We start from the raw sequence: 14,619 nt of genomic DNA, 5'->3' as shown, positions 1-14,619 counted from the left end.
CTGAGGAACCGGCCTTTCTGCCGTCCATGCTCGTTAGTATCGGAGCATGTCCGCGCACAATGCACCGCAGCATCATGAGTTCCTGAACCATGATGAATTCCTGAACCGGGCCATCCGGCTTGCTGTCCAGAACGTATCCGACGGCGGTGGGCCGTTTGGCGCTGTTGTCGTCACCCCGGACGGTAGCGTCCATGAGGGCGTGAACCGGGTAACGCGGGACAACGATCCGACGGCGCATGCCGAAGTGGTGGCAATTCGCCGGGCAGCAGCGGACATGGGCAACTTCGACCTCAGCGGCTCGGTGCTCTATGCCAGTTGCGAGCCATGCCCCTTGTGTCTCTCGGCAACCCTCTGGGCCAGGATTGGCCGCGTATATTTCGCTGCGGACCGGCACGGAGCCGCCAGGGCCGGTTTCGATGATGCAGTGTTCTACGAGTACTTCGCTGGGACCCGGCCTGAGTTGCTTCCCGTAGAACATGCGCCGGTAGCCGCCTCCGAGGAGCCCTTTGAAGCCTGGCGCAACAACACCGAACGCACCGACTACTAGCGGCTCTTACGCCCGGGCAGGAAGCCGGCTGACGCCGTCGAGCAGTCCCTGCTGATCGCCGCACAGCGCAATCCGGATCCAATCCTCGCCGATCGACCCAAAGGCAGTGCCCGGCGCGAACGCGACTCCCGAATCGGCCAGAAAGGCGTGGACCCAGGCCCGGACATCGCCGCCACTGACGTGGGAAACGTCAGCCCACAGGTAGAAGGCCCCCTGCGCGCCAAGGAACGGAATGCCCTTGCTTTCCAGGACGGCGGAGGCGGCGTCGCGGTTGCTCCTATAGTGGTTTCGCGCCTCGCTCACGTAGTCCTGGGGGCCGGTCAACGCGGCCAAAGCGGCATACTGCGATGGTGAAGCAACGCAGGAAACGATCGCTTCCATGACATTGTTCATTTTCTTTTCCAAGCCCGGCGGGCAGATCAAGGCTCCGATCCGGAGGCCGGTGAGTCCGTAGGTCTTGGACAGCGTCAGGGACGTGAAGACGCGCGCCTCACCGGGGATGTCGCTATCGAACCGGGCAGGGCTGACATGCGGGACGTCAAAGGTGAAGGCCTCATAGCACTCATCGGAGAGGATCCAGAGATCGTGCCGGACGGCGAGTTCCACAAGCTGCCGGGTTGCGTCCTCGCTGATGACTGCGCCCAGGGGGTTGGAAGGCGAGTTCAGCATGAGGACCCGGGTCTGCGGAGTGATGAGGGCTTCAATGTCCTCGATGTCCGGCTGGAAGTCGTTATGCGGGTACAGGGGATACGGAACGGGGACTGCGTTCAGGAGTCGGCTGGTCATGGCGAAGGTGGGGTAGCCGGGGTTGGGCAGGAGGATTTCATCCCCGGGGGAGAGAAGCAGGCTCATGGCGAAGTGCAGGCCTTGTTGGGCTCCGTCCACCACGTAGACGCGTTCGGCACCGATATCCACGTGATGATGCTCACGGAACCTCTTGGCGAAGGCTTCGCGGAGCGCTGGGATTCCTGCGTTCGGGGTGTAGTTGGTTTCGTCCCGTTCAAGGCATGCAATTCCGGCGTCGAGGACGTGCCGTGGGAGTGCAAAGCCCGGTTCGCCGATGCTGAGCACGATCGCCCCTGGGGTGGTCCAGGCGGCCTCGGTGATTTCACGGATCTGGTTCACGGGGACGTCGCGGACGTGTGCGGCTAGCTCAGGCATGGGAGCTATCCTAGCCACCCATATACTGGTAAGCGTGCTTTCTGGACTGGTAATCGTTGACAAACCGCAGGGATGGACCAGCCATGATGTGGTTGGCCGGATGCGGCGGCTGGCTGGCACCCGGAAAGTGGGGCATGCGGGCACGCTCGATCCCATGGCTACCGGCGTGCTGGTACTGGGGATCAACAAAGCCACACGGCTCCTGACCTACATTGTGGGGACGTCCAAGACGTACACGGCTACCATCAGGCTCGGCGAGACCACCATCACCGATGACGCCGAAGGCGAAGTCACGGAGGCGCGCAACGCGGCGGACGTCAGTGAGGACGCCATTGCAGCGGGCGTCGCAGCCCTCACCGGTCCCATTCAGCAGGTACCGAGCAGCGTCAGTGCTATCAAGGTCAACGGTGAACGCTCCTATGCCCGTGTTCGCTCCGGCGAAGAAGTCAAGCTTGCGGCGCGTCCTGTCACGATCCACCGCTTCGATATCCACTCCATCACAAGGATCGACGGCGGCCGGGTAGTCGACGTCGAGGTCACCGTTGAGTGTTCTTCCGGCACCTACATCCGGGCCTTGGCCCGTGACCTTGGCATCGCTTTGGGCGTCGGAGGACATCTCACTGCCTTGCGGCGAACCCAGGTGGGCCCTTACACGATCGAGCAAGCGCGGACGCTGGAAGAACTCGCCGGGGAACTCGAAGTCCTCGACATGTCCGTTGCCGCACGTTCCCTGATGCCCAACCGGGAATTGAGCGACGAAGAAACCACCGAGATCTCCTTTGGCAGGCGCATCGCCGCAGGCCCCGGTGCGGGAACGTCCGCTGCTGCCACCGCTGAGAAACCTGCCGCAGCGTTCGCGCCGTCGGGGGAGCTGGTGGCCCTGCTGGCCGATACCGGGAGTTTCGCGAAGCCTGTACTGGTCTTTGCCCCCGGAACGGGAACCGCCACAGTAGGCGAGGAAAAGTAGGCATGGACGGCTATTTTTACTCGATCCTTATTGTTGGTTTGGTCTCCACGATCGCGTGTGTCGTGGCAGGTTTGATGAAGAAAGCCCCAAACGACGTCACAATCTTCTCCGTGCTGGCTGTAGAGCTGGCCCTGCTGGTCTACCTGGTTGGCTCGATTGTCAGGGTCGCCCTGGGTGAGCGGATGGCCGGTGAAGCCTGGGAGTTCTGGGGATACCTGATCACGGCGTTGATGATTCCGCTGGGGGCCGTGTACTGGGCCATCCTTGAACGGACCCGTTGGAGCAACTTCGTCCTGGCGGCGGTGGGCGTCACAGCGCTCGTCATGGCCGCCCGCATGAATCAGATCTGGTACTGACCTTGAAGGAAAAACGAAACATGACTGGAACCGAGACTGAGGCAAATGCCGGCCGGACACCCCAAAAGGACACACGGAACACCGGCCCGGGACGCTTGCTGATCGCGGTTTATGCCGTCTTCGCACTCTCGGCCACTGCCCGCGCCGGCTATCAGATTGCCACCAAGTTTGCCGAAGCTCCGCTGGCGCATATCCTCTCCGCGTTCGCCGCCGTCGTCTATGTCGTGGCGACCATCTCACTGGCAAAACCGGGCCGCACGTGGTTCAAAGTGTCGTTGGCCGCGGTTCTCGTGGAACTCCTCGGCGTGCTGGTGGTTGGAGCCATAAGCCTGTTCGATCCGGTGGCCTTCCCGCATGACACTGTGTGGTCGCTGTTTGGGCGCGGTTATGGTTTCGTCCCGCTCGTGCTGCCCATCCTTGGACTCCTGTGGTTGAACAAGAGGCGGCCGTCCAAGGCGAACAGCCACAGCGGGTAACCTTAGAATGTTCCGGCGCCGGGAGGTTGCCGGGCGGAACGAATATCTGCAGTAAAAGGCGAGGTTGATGGTCCACATCTGGAACGATCCCACCGAAGTCCCCGGGGACTTCGGACCAACAGTCGTTACCATCGGGAACTTTGACGGCGTCCATCGTGGCCACCAGCATGTTCTCGCGCAACTGACAAACACCGCCAAACGGCACCATATCCCTTCAGTGGCCGTGACCTTTGATCCCCACCCGGCCCAGGTCCACCGCCCGGAATCCGCCCCGGAACTGATCATGGGTCTCCAGGACAAACTGGACGCCCTCGGCGAAACGGGCGTGGACGCTGTCCTGGTCATGAAGTACACGCTGGACCTTGCCTCCATGACACCCATCGAGTTTGTCCGCCAAATCCTCCTCGATGCCCTTCATGCCGAGCACGTTGTGGTGGGCCACGACCTCCGTTTCGGCGCAGGGAATGTGGGTGACGTCGTCACCATGCAGGAACTCGGCGAGCAGTTGGGCTTTGGCGTCCAGGTGGTCAATGAGTATGGCGCAGGTGGCTTCCCGGTCCACGACGACGGCGATTCCGACCGCCGTTGCTCCTCCACCTGGGTGCGGGAAGCCTTGTCCGAAGGCGACGTCGTAACGGCTGCCGCCGTTCTGGGACGCCCCCACCGCATGCGCGGCGAGGTAGTTCATGGAGCTGCCCGCGGGAGGAACCTCGGTTTCCCCACCGCGAACCTTTCGCATGATTCCACAGGGTACGTACCAGCGGACGGTATCTATGCAGGCTGGTTGATAGACCAGTCCGGAACGCGGTGGCCCGCTGCAATTTCCGTCGGCTCCAACCCCACGTTTGACGGTGTGAGCCGTCAAGTGGAGGCCCACGTTATTGACCGTCCCGAGGAGAATGTGGAGGACTTTGACCTCTACGGCCAGACTGTTGCGGTCGAATTTACCCAGCGCCTCCGCGGCATGGTGGCATATCGCGGGCCCGAGGCCCTGGTGGAGCAGATGTGCCTGGATGTAGCCCAGGCACACGAGCTGCTGACCCAGCGCTAGCGGTATTTCGACAACAATGCTGACCTGCCGGTAAACTGTTACTGGATCCGGCTGCAGTCCGTGGCGGCTGGACCTGTTTTTGTGTGCGGAGACGCATCGGAAGCAACCCGTCAGCGAGGCGCTGCATCGGGAGGCACGGCACAACTCTAGGAGTTCACGTGGCACTTGACGCCGCTGTAAAGCAGTCCATCATCAAGGAATACGCAACCTCTGAAGGCGACACCGGTTCGCCCGAGGTCCAGGTTGCAGTCCTGACCCAGCGGATCAAGGATCTGACTGAGCACATGAAGGAGCACAAGCACGACTTCCACACCCAGCGCGGTCTGCTGGCCATGGTTGGTCGTCGCAAGCGCATGCTTTCCTACCTGAAGAACACTGACATCGCCCGCTACCGTTCGCTCATCGAGCGCCTCGGCCTGCGCCGCTAGTCTGCCTTTGGGGGCGGCCCGGTCCCTCGCGGAACGGGCCGCCTTCTTCAAAACAACTAAAAAAGGAATCAACCGCATCGCGCATTCGCGGTCCTCGGTAGTGATTCCCGGGAAGAAATCGGCGACGATTTGCCCGTGGATCTCGATCGATGACCGGGTGTCGTACAGGCCAGGAATAAAGAAGAGGCCTGGGTTGATGCGGCGGACTTCCGCTAAATCAGAAACGGAGGTGACTCTCATGGAGGGTCCCGAAATCCAGTTCTCCGAAGCGATTATTGACAACGGCCGTTTTGGCAAGCGTGTCATCCGCTTTGAAACCGGCCGCCTTGCCAAGCAGGCTGCCGGCGCTTCGATGGTCTACATCGACGAAGACACCGCACTTCTCTCGGCAACTACCGCAGGCAAGCAGCCGCGCGAAGGCTTCGACTTCTTCCCGTTGACGGTTGACGTCGAAGAGCGCATGTACGCTGCCGGACGTATCCCGGGTTCGTTCTTCCGCCGTGAAGGCCGCCCGTCCACGGAAGCCATCCTGGCTTGCCGCCTCATGGACCGCCCGCTGCGCCCGGCCTTCGTCAAGGGCCTGCGCAACGAGGTCCAGATCGTCGTCACCGTCCTGGCGATCAACCCGGACGAGCTCTACGACGTCGTAGCCATCAACGCGTCTTCCATGTCCACGCAGCTCTCCGGCCTCCCGTTCTCCGGCCCGATCGGTGGCGTCCGCGTTGCCCTCATCGCCGACGAACAGGGTTCGCAGTGGGTTGCCTTCCCCAAGCACTCGCAGCTTGAGAACGCCGTGTTCAACATGGTTGTTGCCGGCCGCATTGCCGGGGACGACGTCGCCATCATGATGGTTGAAGCCGAAGCAACGGACAACTCCTGGAACCTCATCAAGGAACAGGGCGCAACTGCTCCCACCGAAGAAGTTGTTTCCGAGGGCCTCGAAGCCGCAAAGCCGTTCATCAAGGCTCTCTGCGAAGCCCAGGCCGATCTTGCGGCCCGCGCAGCAAAGCCGACCGTCGAGTTCCCGGTCTTCCTGGACTACCAGGATGACGTCTACGCAGCTGTGGAAGCCGCTGCTGCCGACAAGCTGGCTGCAGTCTTCCAGATCGCCGACAAGCAGGAGCGCGACAACGCTTCCGACGAGCTCAAGGACGAAGTCCTGGGCGCACTCGCCGGCAACTTCGAAGGCCGTGAAAAGGAGCTGTCCGCAGCTTTCCGCTCGGTCACCAAGCACGTTGTCCGCCAGCGCATCCTCAAGGACCAGGTCCGCATCGACGGCCGTGGACTCACGGACATCCGCCAGCTGACCGCCGAGGTAGAGGTTCTGCCCCGCGTTCACGGTTCTGCGATCTTCGAACGTGGCGAAACCCAGATCATGGGTGTCACCACGCTGAACATGCTCAAGATGGAACAGCAGATCGACTCGTTGTCGCCGGTAACGCGCAAGCGCTACATGCACAACTACAACTTCCCGCCGTACTCCACCGGTGAGACCGGCCGCGTCGGTTCCCCGAAGCGCCGCGAAATCGGTCACGGCGCCCTCGCAGAGCGCGCCCTCGTGCCGGTTCTGCCTTCCCGCGAGGAATTCCCGTACGCCATCCGCCAGGTATCCGAAGCCCTCGGTTCCAACGGTTCGACGTCCATGGGTTCGGTATGTGCTTCGACGCTCTCCATGCTCAACGCAGGTGTCCCGCTGAAGGCAGCTGTTGCCGGTATCGCGATGGGCCTGGTTTCCGACCAGGTTGATGGCCAGACCCGCTACGCAGCCCTGACCGACATCCTCGGCGCCGAAGACGCATTCGGCGACATGGACTTCAAGGTTGCCGGTACGTCCGAGTTCGTCACGGCCATCCAGCTGGACACCAAGCTCGACGGCATCCCCGCTTCCGTGCTGGCCGCAGCGCTGAAGCAGGCCCGCGAAGCCCGTCTCCACATCCTCGAGGTCATCAACGCAGCGATCGACACCCCGGACGAGCTCTCCGAGTTCGCCCCCCGCGTCATCGCCGTCAAGATCCCCGTAGACAAGATCGGCGAGGTCATCGGCCCCAAGGGCAAGATGATCAACCAGATCCAGGAAGACACTGGCGCGGACATCTCCATCGAAGATGACGGCACGGTCTACATTGGCGCCACCAACGGTCCGTCTGCTGACGCAGCACGTTCCGCCATCAACGCCATCGCCAACCCGCAGGTACCGGAAATCGGTGAGCGCTACCTGGGCACGGTCGTCAAGACCACCACCTTCGGCGCTTTCGTTTCCCTTACCCCGGGCAAGGACGGCCTGCTGCACATCTCCGAGCTCCGCAAGCTTGCCAACGGCAAGCGCGTGGACAACGTTGATGACGTGGTCTCGGTTGGCCAGAAGGTCCAGGTCGAGATCACCAAGATCGACGACCGCGGAAAGCTTTCCCTCTCCCCGGTTGTTGCCGAGGAAGAAGGCGCAGCCTCCGAGGAAGCTGCGGAAGAAGCCGAAGTTTCCGCAGAGTAGTCTGTAAGCAGTACCCGGAGGGGCCGGTGGGCTGAAAGGTCCACGGGCCCCTCTGGCTTTACCCGAAAGGTCTTAATGACTGTCGTACCCTTGCCTTTGGAGCAGACACTTCCCGGCGGCGACCTGATCCATGGTGCCGAGGGCGGTTCCGTCGTACGGCGTTCGGTCCTGCCCGGCGGCGTCCGCGTCCTCACCGAGGCAATGCCCGGACAGCGTTCGGCCACCATCGGATTCTGGGTGGCAGTCGGTTCCCGCGATGAGGCCGATGGTCAGCACGGTTCTACGCACTTCCTGGAACATCTCCTGTTCAAGGGCACCAAGCGTCGTACCGCCTTGGAAATTGCTTCAGCCTTTGATGAGGTGGGTGGCGAGTCCAACGCTGCGACTGCCAAAGAAAGTACCTGTTACTTCGCCCGCGTGCTCGATTCGGATCTGCCGATGGCCATAGACGTCATAGCGGACATGATCACCGGTGCTGTCCTGGATCCGGCGGAGCTGGAACAGGAACGGGACGTCATTCTTGAAGAAATCGCCATGGACAGCGATGACCCAACAGACGTAGCCCACGAAAAATTTGTTGCAGCCGTACTCGGCAGCCACCCACTCGCGCGTCCTATTGGCGGAACGCCGGACGCTATCAAGGCAGTAGCCAGGGACTCGGTCTGGGAGCACTACCAGCGCTACTACCGTCCGGAAGAACTGGTTATTACCGCGGCTGGCGGTTTGGACCATGACGTCGTCTGCGATCTCGTGCAGAAGGCGTTGGAAGCAGCCGGCTGGCAGCTGGATCCGGATGCAGCTCCCGTAGATCGTAGGGCCACCAACCGTGCCGTGATCACGGGCACATCCGGCCTTCAGGTGGTCAAGCGTCCCGTGGAGCAGGCAAACATCATCATGGGTTGCCCCACTATCGTGGCAACGGACGATCGCCGATTCGTCATGAGCATGCTCAACGCCGTGCTGGGAGGCGGAATGTCCTCCAGGCTTTTCCAGGAGATCCGCGAGAAGCGCGGCCTGGTCTACTCCACGTATTCCTTCACCGCCGCGTACGCCGATGCCGGCTATTTCGGCATGTATGCAGGCTGCACGCCGTCAAAAGTGCGCCAGGTGCTTGATCTTCTTGGTGTTGAGTTGGACAAGCTCGCCAAGGAGGGCATCACGGAGGAGGAGCTCCGGAAGGCCGTGGGACAACTCAGCGGCGGCATCGTCCTCGCCCTCGAGGACACGGGCTCGCGCATGTCCAGACTCGGCCGAGCGGAACTCGTATCCGGGGAGTTCCAGGATATTGACGAGACATTGGCCCGGATCAAGGCAGTCACTGTGGACGAAGTCCAGGAACTCGCCCGGGAACTGGCCGCAGCTCCCCGCACCATCACCGTCGTCGGGCCGTTTGAAGAAAGTGAGACCTTCGGTCTTTAGGACGCAGCGCGTTCAGCTGGTCCACCATCTCTGGACTCCCGCACTGTAAACAGGGCAGCATGATCACAGGATCATGCTGCCCTGCTCACATTGGAGTCGTGATGGATCTGCCGCCAAAAGGACATGCCGCAGAACTGCTGCAAGACTTCATCGGACATTGGCGGGGCATCACGGAGATAGCACAGTCTCCTTGGGGTGCGGCGCGGACTGCGGAGGCCGAAGCCGTTTTCACGCAAGCGGCCGGGGGCTACGCCGTTGTGCAGAGCTACCGACACCGTGAGCCGGATGGAACGCACTTCGAAGGGCACGGGATGTTCACGGTGGATCCTGCCCATGGGGAAACGCTCTGGTATTACGTGGACAGCATGGGCCGGCCGCCAACTGCCCCTGTGCGAGGTACATGGCATGCGGGGACGCTGACAGTGGAACGGCGAACGCCGGAGGGCGTAGCCCGGCACGCGTTCCGTGTTGAAGATGGCGTCCTGGTGCACACCGCGGAACTACGGCTCGAGGGCACGGCCGAGTTCAGTCCCTTGCTCAAGAGCGTGTTCCGGAAAACCTGACGGCCAAGCGCTGCAGGACGCGCGGGGTTTGTTGACTGTGCTGTTTAGCCGCCTGCGAAGGGAGGAAGGACGTCGATAACGTCCTCGGCGCCTAGAGGAGCAGAAGCGTCTCGAACCGCTACTTCGTTCCTGAGGAAGCTGCTACGGGCCACGATGCGGGCAAGTGTTGGTGTCCCCTCCGGAGGCACCGGACGTTCGACGGCGAGGGCAGCTTCCAGCAGAGCCTCGAGGCTGGATCCTTCCGGGAGCGGATGGATCTCCTCCTCGACACCCGCAGCGGCGCGTGCGGCAGCGAAGTAACGTACAAGCAAGGGTTTAGCCTCCGATTGCGCTCATGCTGCGGTCCGGCTGCACGAAGTCCGGTGCGCCGAGACCGGTGTGGTCCATGCCGTGGGCTTTGGGTTTGACCCACATGGCGTCCTGCCAACGTTGGGCAAGCTCGTCATCCGTCGCACCCTCCCGAAGCAGTCCGAGGAGATCGAACTCCTCACGGGAGAACAGGCAGCTCATGATCTTGCCTTCAGCAGTGATGCGGGTGCGGCGGCAGTCTGAACAGAACGGTTCGGTCACCGAGGCGATGATCCCGACTGTACCGAGGACCGCCCCTGTAGCTTCACCCGTTGCCTGCTCCCGGCGTCGTACTTCAAAACGTTCGGCAGGGGCGCCGTCCCGTTCGCGTGGATCCGGGCTGAGGACAAAGTCCTTTGACATTAATTCGCGGATTTCAGCTGCAGTGATCATGTTGCGCCGGGTCCAACCATGGTCCGCGTCCAGCGGCATCTGTTCGATGAAGCGAAGTTCGTAGCCACGGTCCAAGGCCCAAGCGAGGAGGTCCGGTGACTCGGCATCGTTGATGCCCCGCATCAGCACGGCATTCAACTTGACTGGGCCGAGACCGGCGGCCCACGCGGCGTCCACGCCGGCGAGGACACGGTCCAGGAAAGGCCTGCGCGTGAGCTTGGTGAAGGTTTCCTCGTGGAGCGAATCCAGGGAGACGTTGATCCGGGTGAGTCCTGCAGCCTTGAGGGCGGCCGCTTTCTTGTCCAGGCCCACGCCATTGGTGGTCATCGAAATGGGAAGTTCGGGGTGTTCGTTCCGGATGCCTGCTATGACGTCAACCAGGTCCGCACGGACCAAGGGCTCACCGCCGGTAAGCCGCAGTTCCCGCACGCCCAGGGCGTTAACGCCTACACGCACAATCCGAATGATCTCGTCTTTGGTCATCACCGCCTGCTTGGAGAGCCATTCCAGCCCTTCAGCAGGCATGCAGTACGTACAGCGGAGATTGCACTTGTCTGTCAGGGATAGGCGCATATCAGTCGCCCGGCGTCCGTAGCGGTCCCACAAACCGGTGGGCGTGCCAGCCGGACGCGGCGGCGGAACCGGGCCGCCTGCAGCGCTGCCCGAAGGAGGCACAGGCATACCTAGCTGAACACTCATGAATTCAGGCTACGCCACCCCGGCCTGAACAGTGATACCGGCTACATTTCGTTTCACTCAGCGGACAGTGTTCGGATGTTCCTGGGAAGGTAGCGGTCATGTCCCGTGCCGTAGCCAGTTCTTACGGAATGCGGACATTCCCCCGGAAGTGACCCGTATCCGGTGCCGGGCAGCTCCCGCGTACCTATGCTGAAAGCGTGACCATGCAATCGGCATCATCAGCGGCAGAGCCTGGTAATCGCCGCATCCTTCTCGTCGAAGACGAGCAGACCATTGCTGATGTCGTCCGCGACTATCTCCTGCAAGCCGGATTCCAGGTTGACGTAGCCGGGGATGGGTTCTCGGCGCTTAGGCTCGCTGCAACCCGACAGCCGGACCTTGTGATTCTGGACCGCATGTTGCCAGGACTGGACGGTGTGGAAGTGTGTCGTCGACTCCGCCAGAGCATGAGCGTACCGGTCATCATGGTTACGGCCCTGGGAACCGAAGATGACCGCATCCTTGGCTTGGAAATGGGCGCGGACGATTACGTCACCAAGCCGTTCTCGCCGCGGGAGCTTGTCCTTCGCGTCAAGTCCGTGCTTCGCCGCAGCGTCAAGGAATTCTCCCCCGAACCCCCTGTCGAATTGGCAGGCTTTGAATTGGATCCCGCGTCCCGGACCGTCACTCATTTTGGAACGCCGCTGACGTTGACAGTGCGTGAATTCGATCTTCTGGCCTTCATGCTGCGCAGGCCCAACCAGGTCTTCAGCCGGGAAGAACTCATCAAAGCAGTCTGGGGCTGGGACTTCGGCGATCTTTCCACCGTGACCGTCCACGTACGGCGCCTCCGCGAGAAGATCGAAGTCAACCCCACCAAACCTGAGCTCCTAAAGACCGTTTGGGGCATTGGCTACAGGTTCGACGCCAAGGGGGATGGCCATGGAGGGCACTGAGCTTGCCACCATCCTTGCCTGGGTACTCCTATGGGCAGTGGTCATCGGTGCCGTCACGCTCGTGCTGCTGCGCGTCCTTCGCCGCGCCTCTGTGTTGGCCCAGATCTGCCTCGTAGTGGTGGCCACCGTGGCTGTCCTCGTGGCAGGCATGGTCAGTGCATTCAACGCCATGTTCATTTCTGCCAGGGACCTTGAGGTCATGTGGTACATCCTGGCCATGGCTTCGGCGGTAGCGGTGGCCTTATCGCTCGTGCTGGGAGCCGGGGTATCCCGGAACGCGGCGCGCCTTGTGGCGGCAGCCAGGAAACTCGGCCGGGGCGAAACCCTGGACCACAGCGGTAAAAACGGAAAGCGGGCCGAACCTGCCATGACCTCGGAACTCGCTGAACTGGCCCAGGAACTGGAGGCCAGCAGCCGGAACCTTGCGGAATCGCGTGCCAGGGAAGCCGCCATTGAAACCGCGCGGCGCGAACTCGTCTCGTGGATTTCACATGACCTCCGTACTCCACTTGCCAGCATGCGCGCCATGACCGAAGCCCTTGAGGACGGCATGGTGGCCGATATCCCGGAGTACTACCGGAAGATCATCGGGCAGACGGAACAAATGACTGCCATGGTCAACGATCTTCTGGAGTTGTCCAAGATCCAGGCTGGAAGCCTTCGGTTGCGCGCCGAGTCATTGGACCTCTACGACCTTGTCAGTGATGCCCTGTCCGATCTGGCGCCGCTGGCCGCCCAACGTGGCATTACGCTCACCGGCGGGGGAGACCGCGAGTGCATGGCCGTAGCTGACGGACCCAGCATGGCCAGGGCGATCCGGAACGTGCTGCTCAACGCGATCATTTACAGCAGGCCGGACACGGACGTACACACCAGCGTCGGGCGGGACAACGGAAACGCCGTGGTCGCAGTGCAGGACCACTGCGGGGGCATCCCTGAGGAGGACCTTCCCCACCTGTTCGAAACCGGCTGGCAGAAGGACCCTTCACGGGGGAGCCCGGCGGGACCGCAGGGAAGCTACAGCGGAGCAGGAATCGGATTGAGCATGGTGGCCGGCATCGTCAAGGCGCATGGGGGAGCTGTGAGGGTGGAAAACGTCGACGGCGGTTGCCGGTTTGCCCTGTCGCTTCCGGCGGGCTCCCTTCCGGCAGCATCTGTCGTGGATCGCCAAGGAGGCGCAGCATGAGAAAGCCTGGATTCTGGGCTGCGGTTGCCGGGGTGGCGGCCGGGGCAGCAGGCATTGCAGCAGGCGAACTGAGCGCCGGGTTCCTCAGCCCCCTCGTTTCGCCAGTGACGGCACTAGGCGGTGCCGTCATCGATTCCGTTCCTCCCGGAGTGAAGGACCTTGCCGTGCAGCTCTTCGGCACGGCGGACAAGATCGTGCTGGTAGCTTCCATCCTGATCGTGGCTGTGGTTCTGGCTGCCCTGGCCGGAATTCTGGAGCGGCGTCGAACCGGACTCGGACTAGTTCTGGCGGCCTTGGCAGGCGCGGCGGGCCTAAGCGCCGTCCTGACCCGGGCCCAAACAACACCGCAGGCCGCTTTCGCTCCCATCGTGGCCGCCGTCGTCACCATGCTGCTGCTCCGCACGCTGATTCGACGGCTAGGCACCTGGGCGCCGGCACGTGAAGCGTCATCCGGCGTGGTGACATCAGCTCCAGCCGGTGCCTCACCTCACGCGGAACCTGCGCCTCTGGCACGGCGGAGCTTCCTGAACGCCCTGGGGGCCACATCGCTTGCGGCGGCTGTCGGGGGAGTGGTCACCAGCATCCTTACGCGGGCCACAACCGTAGCTTCCGGTTTCAGGGGCTCTTTGACGCTGCCAGCTCCATCGACGACGCCGCAGGCTATCCCTGCAGGGGCCTCGCTGCCGCTGGAAGGGATCAGTCCCTTGGTGACACCGAACCCTGACTTCTACCGTATCGACACCGCATTGACGGTTCCGGCCATCGACCCTCCACAGTGGAAATTGAAGGTGACCGGAATGGTGGATCGCGAGGTCGAACTCGACTTCGCGACGCTCCTCACCAAGCCCATGACGGAGCGGCACATCACTATCGCGTGCGTGTCCAATGAAGTGGGCGGCGACCTCATCGGTAATGCCCTGTGGCTTGGCTGGCCTGTACGGGAACTCCTGGCCATGGCGGGCCCCAAACCAGGGGCAGACATGGTGCTTTCCACCAGCAACGATGGCTGGACAGCAAGTACGCCCCTGGAAGCGCTCACGGACGACCGCGACGCCCTCCTTGCGGTTGGCATGAATGGTGAGCCACTGCCCCTGGAACATGGATTCCCAGTGCGGATGATCGTGCCGGGACTCTATGGCTTCGTCTCAGCAACCAAATGGCTCACCGAACTCAAGGTCACCCGTTTTGCTGACGATATCGCTTACTGGACTCCCCGAGGCTGGAGTGATCACGGCCCCATCAAGACGCAGTCCCGCATTGACGTACCCCGTAGTGGTCGCACGGTCAAAGCCGGAAAAGTGCAGTTTGGCGGCGTTGCCTGGGCCCAGCATCGCGGCGTGGACCACGTGGAACTCCGCGTGAACCGCGGCCCTTGGCGGCAGGCGGCGCTCGCACCAGGGATATCCACCGATACCTGGTACCAGTGGCAGCTGGGCATTGATCTCACACCCGGCACCTATGAAGTCCAGGTGCGAGCCACTGACTCTACCGGCAAACCGCAGAGCGAAGGCCGGACCCCTGTGGCTCCCGACGGCGCCACCGGCTACCACACCATCAACGTCAAGGTCATTTAAGGCCCTACTCTGGGTACGTCCGGATAAT

At 62.3% G+C, this 14,619-nt stretch carries 15 protein-coding genes; 12 read left to right on the top strand and 3 right to left on the bottom strand.

The features are described from left to right. Positions 1-46 precede the first annotated feature (46 nt). On the top strand, positions 47-547 hold the full coding sequence (locus tag ACFX4T_RS18310) for a nucleoside deaminase (protein ID WP_377653167.1): 501 nt from the start codon (positions 47-49) through the stop codon (positions 545-547). 6 nt (positions 548-553) lie between these two features. Here ACFX4T_RS18310 and ACFX4T_RS18305 read toward each other — a convergent pair whose 3' ends face one another. Next, positions 554-1,708: a pyridoxal phosphate-dependent aminotransferase gene (locus tag ACFX4T_RS18305; protein ID WP_377653165.1), complete on the bottom strand. Its 1,155-nt coding sequence runs from the start codon at positions 1,706-1,708 to the stop codon at positions 554-556. A gap of 34 nt (positions 1,709-1,742) precedes the next feature. Here ACFX4T_RS18305 and truB point away from each other — a divergent pair, with 34 nt between their 5' ends. The 8 genes from truB (at position 1,743) to ACFX4T_RS18265 (ending at position 9,456) form a co-directional block, all read left to right on the top strand. Next, positions 1,743-2,675 (top strand): tRNA pseudouridine(55) synthase TruB, encoded by a 933-nt coding sequence (gene truB, locus ACFX4T_RS18300; RefSeq protein ID WP_223948545.1) that lies wholly within the window; start codon positions 1,743-1,745, stop codon positions 2,673-2,675. A gap of 2 nt (positions 2,676-2,677) precedes the next feature. Then, positions 2,678-3,031, top strand: a complete 354-nt coding sequence (locus ACFX4T_RS18295; RefSeq protein WP_216925286.1) for a hypothetical protein — start codon at positions 2,678-2,680, stop codon at positions 3,029-3,031. Positions 3,032-3,051: 20 nt separating this feature from the next. Further along, the gene (locus ACFX4T_RS18290) at positions 3,052-3,507 is read left to right on the top strand and encodes a hypothetical protein (protein WP_223948546.1); all 456 of its coding nucleotides are present in this window, start codon (positions 3,052-3,054) and stop codon (positions 3,505-3,507) included. Positions 3,508-3,574: 67 nt separating this feature from the next. Continuing rightward, entirely contained in the window at positions 3,575-4,558 is a 984-nt protein-coding gene (locus ACFX4T_RS18285; RefSeq protein ID WP_223948547.1) for a bifunctional riboflavin kinase/FAD synthetase, read from the top strand. 158 nt (positions 4,559-4,716) lie between these two features. Continuing rightward, entirely contained in the window at positions 4,717-4,986 is a 270-nt protein-coding gene (gene rpsO, locus ACFX4T_RS18280) for a 30S ribosomal protein S15 (protein ID WP_144652206.1), read from the top strand. 238 nt (positions 4,987-5,224) lie between these two features. Beyond that, the gene (locus tag ACFX4T_RS18275; protein ID WP_216925282.1) at positions 5,225-7,474 is read left to right on the top strand and encodes a polyribonucleotide nucleotidyltransferase; all 2,250 of its coding nucleotides are present in this window, start codon (positions 5,225-5,227) and stop codon (positions 7,472-7,474) included. 75 nt (positions 7,475-7,549) lie between these two features. Then, positions 7,550-8,893: a M16 family metallopeptidase gene (locus ACFX4T_RS18270; RefSeq protein WP_377653161.1), complete on the top strand. Its 1,344-nt coding sequence runs from the start codon at positions 7,550-7,552 to the stop codon at positions 8,891-8,893. A gap of 101 nt (positions 8,894-8,994) precedes the next feature. Continuing rightward, the gene (locus ACFX4T_RS18265) at positions 8,995-9,456 is read left to right on the top strand and encodes a DUF1579 family protein (protein WP_216925280.1); all 462 of its coding nucleotides are present in this window, start codon (positions 8,995-8,997) and stop codon (positions 9,454-9,456) included. A 44-nt stretch (positions 9,457-9,500) separates the two neighbouring features. Here the strand turns inward: ACFX4T_RS18265 and ACFX4T_RS18260 are convergent, their stop codons facing one another. Both ACFX4T_RS18260 and moaA read right to left on the bottom strand, forming a co-directional pair. Continuing rightward, a complete protein-coding gene (locus tag ACFX4T_RS18260; protein WP_377653159.1) occupies positions 9,501-9,767 on the bottom strand; it encodes a MoaD/ThiS family protein in 267 nt (88 codons plus the stop codon). A gap of 4 nt (positions 9,768-9,771) precedes the next feature. Then, positions 9,772-10,896, bottom strand: a complete 1,125-nt coding sequence (moaA, locus tag ACFX4T_RS18255; RefSeq protein WP_223948548.1) for a GTP 3',8-cyclase MoaA — start codon at positions 10,894-10,896, stop codon at positions 9,772-9,774. A 203-nt stretch (positions 10,897-11,099) separates the two neighbouring features. On the opposite strand from moaA, the gene ACFX4T_RS18250 reads away from it, so the two are divergent. From ACFX4T_RS18250 to ACFX4T_RS18240, 3 genes are read left to right on the top strand one after another with little or no spacing between them, the layout of a single operon-like run. Next, positions 11,100-11,831 (top strand): response regulator transcription factor, encoded by a 732-nt coding sequence (locus tag ACFX4T_RS18250; protein ID WP_377653201.1) that lies wholly within the window; start codon positions 11,100-11,102, stop codon positions 11,829-11,831. Continuing rightward, a complete protein-coding gene (locus ACFX4T_RS18245; protein ID WP_377653157.1) occupies positions 11,818-13,017 on the top strand; it encodes a sensor histidine kinase in 1,200 nt (399 codons plus the stop codon). The genes ACFX4T_RS18250 and ACFX4T_RS18245 overlap by 14 nt, the downstream gene beginning before the upstream one ends. After that, positions 13,014-14,591, top strand: coding sequence for a molybdopterin-dependent oxidoreductase (locus tag ACFX4T_RS18240; RefSeq protein WP_377653155.1), 1,578 nt, complete (start codon positions 13,014-13,016; stop codon positions 14,589-14,591). Before ACFX4T_RS18245 ends, ACFX4T_RS18240 begins: the two co-directional genes overlap by 4 nt. Positions 14,592-14,619 lie beyond the last annotated feature (28 nt).

Source organism: Paenarthrobacter sp. YIM B13468, from assembly GCF_042788025.1.
Classification (GTDB): Bacteria; Actinomycetota; Actinomycetes; order Actinomycetales; family Micrococcaceae; genus Arthrobacter; species Arthrobacter aromaticivorans.
Note: the sequence above shows the minus strand (reverse complement) of the source record. Positions and strands in the feature narration are given on the sequence as shown.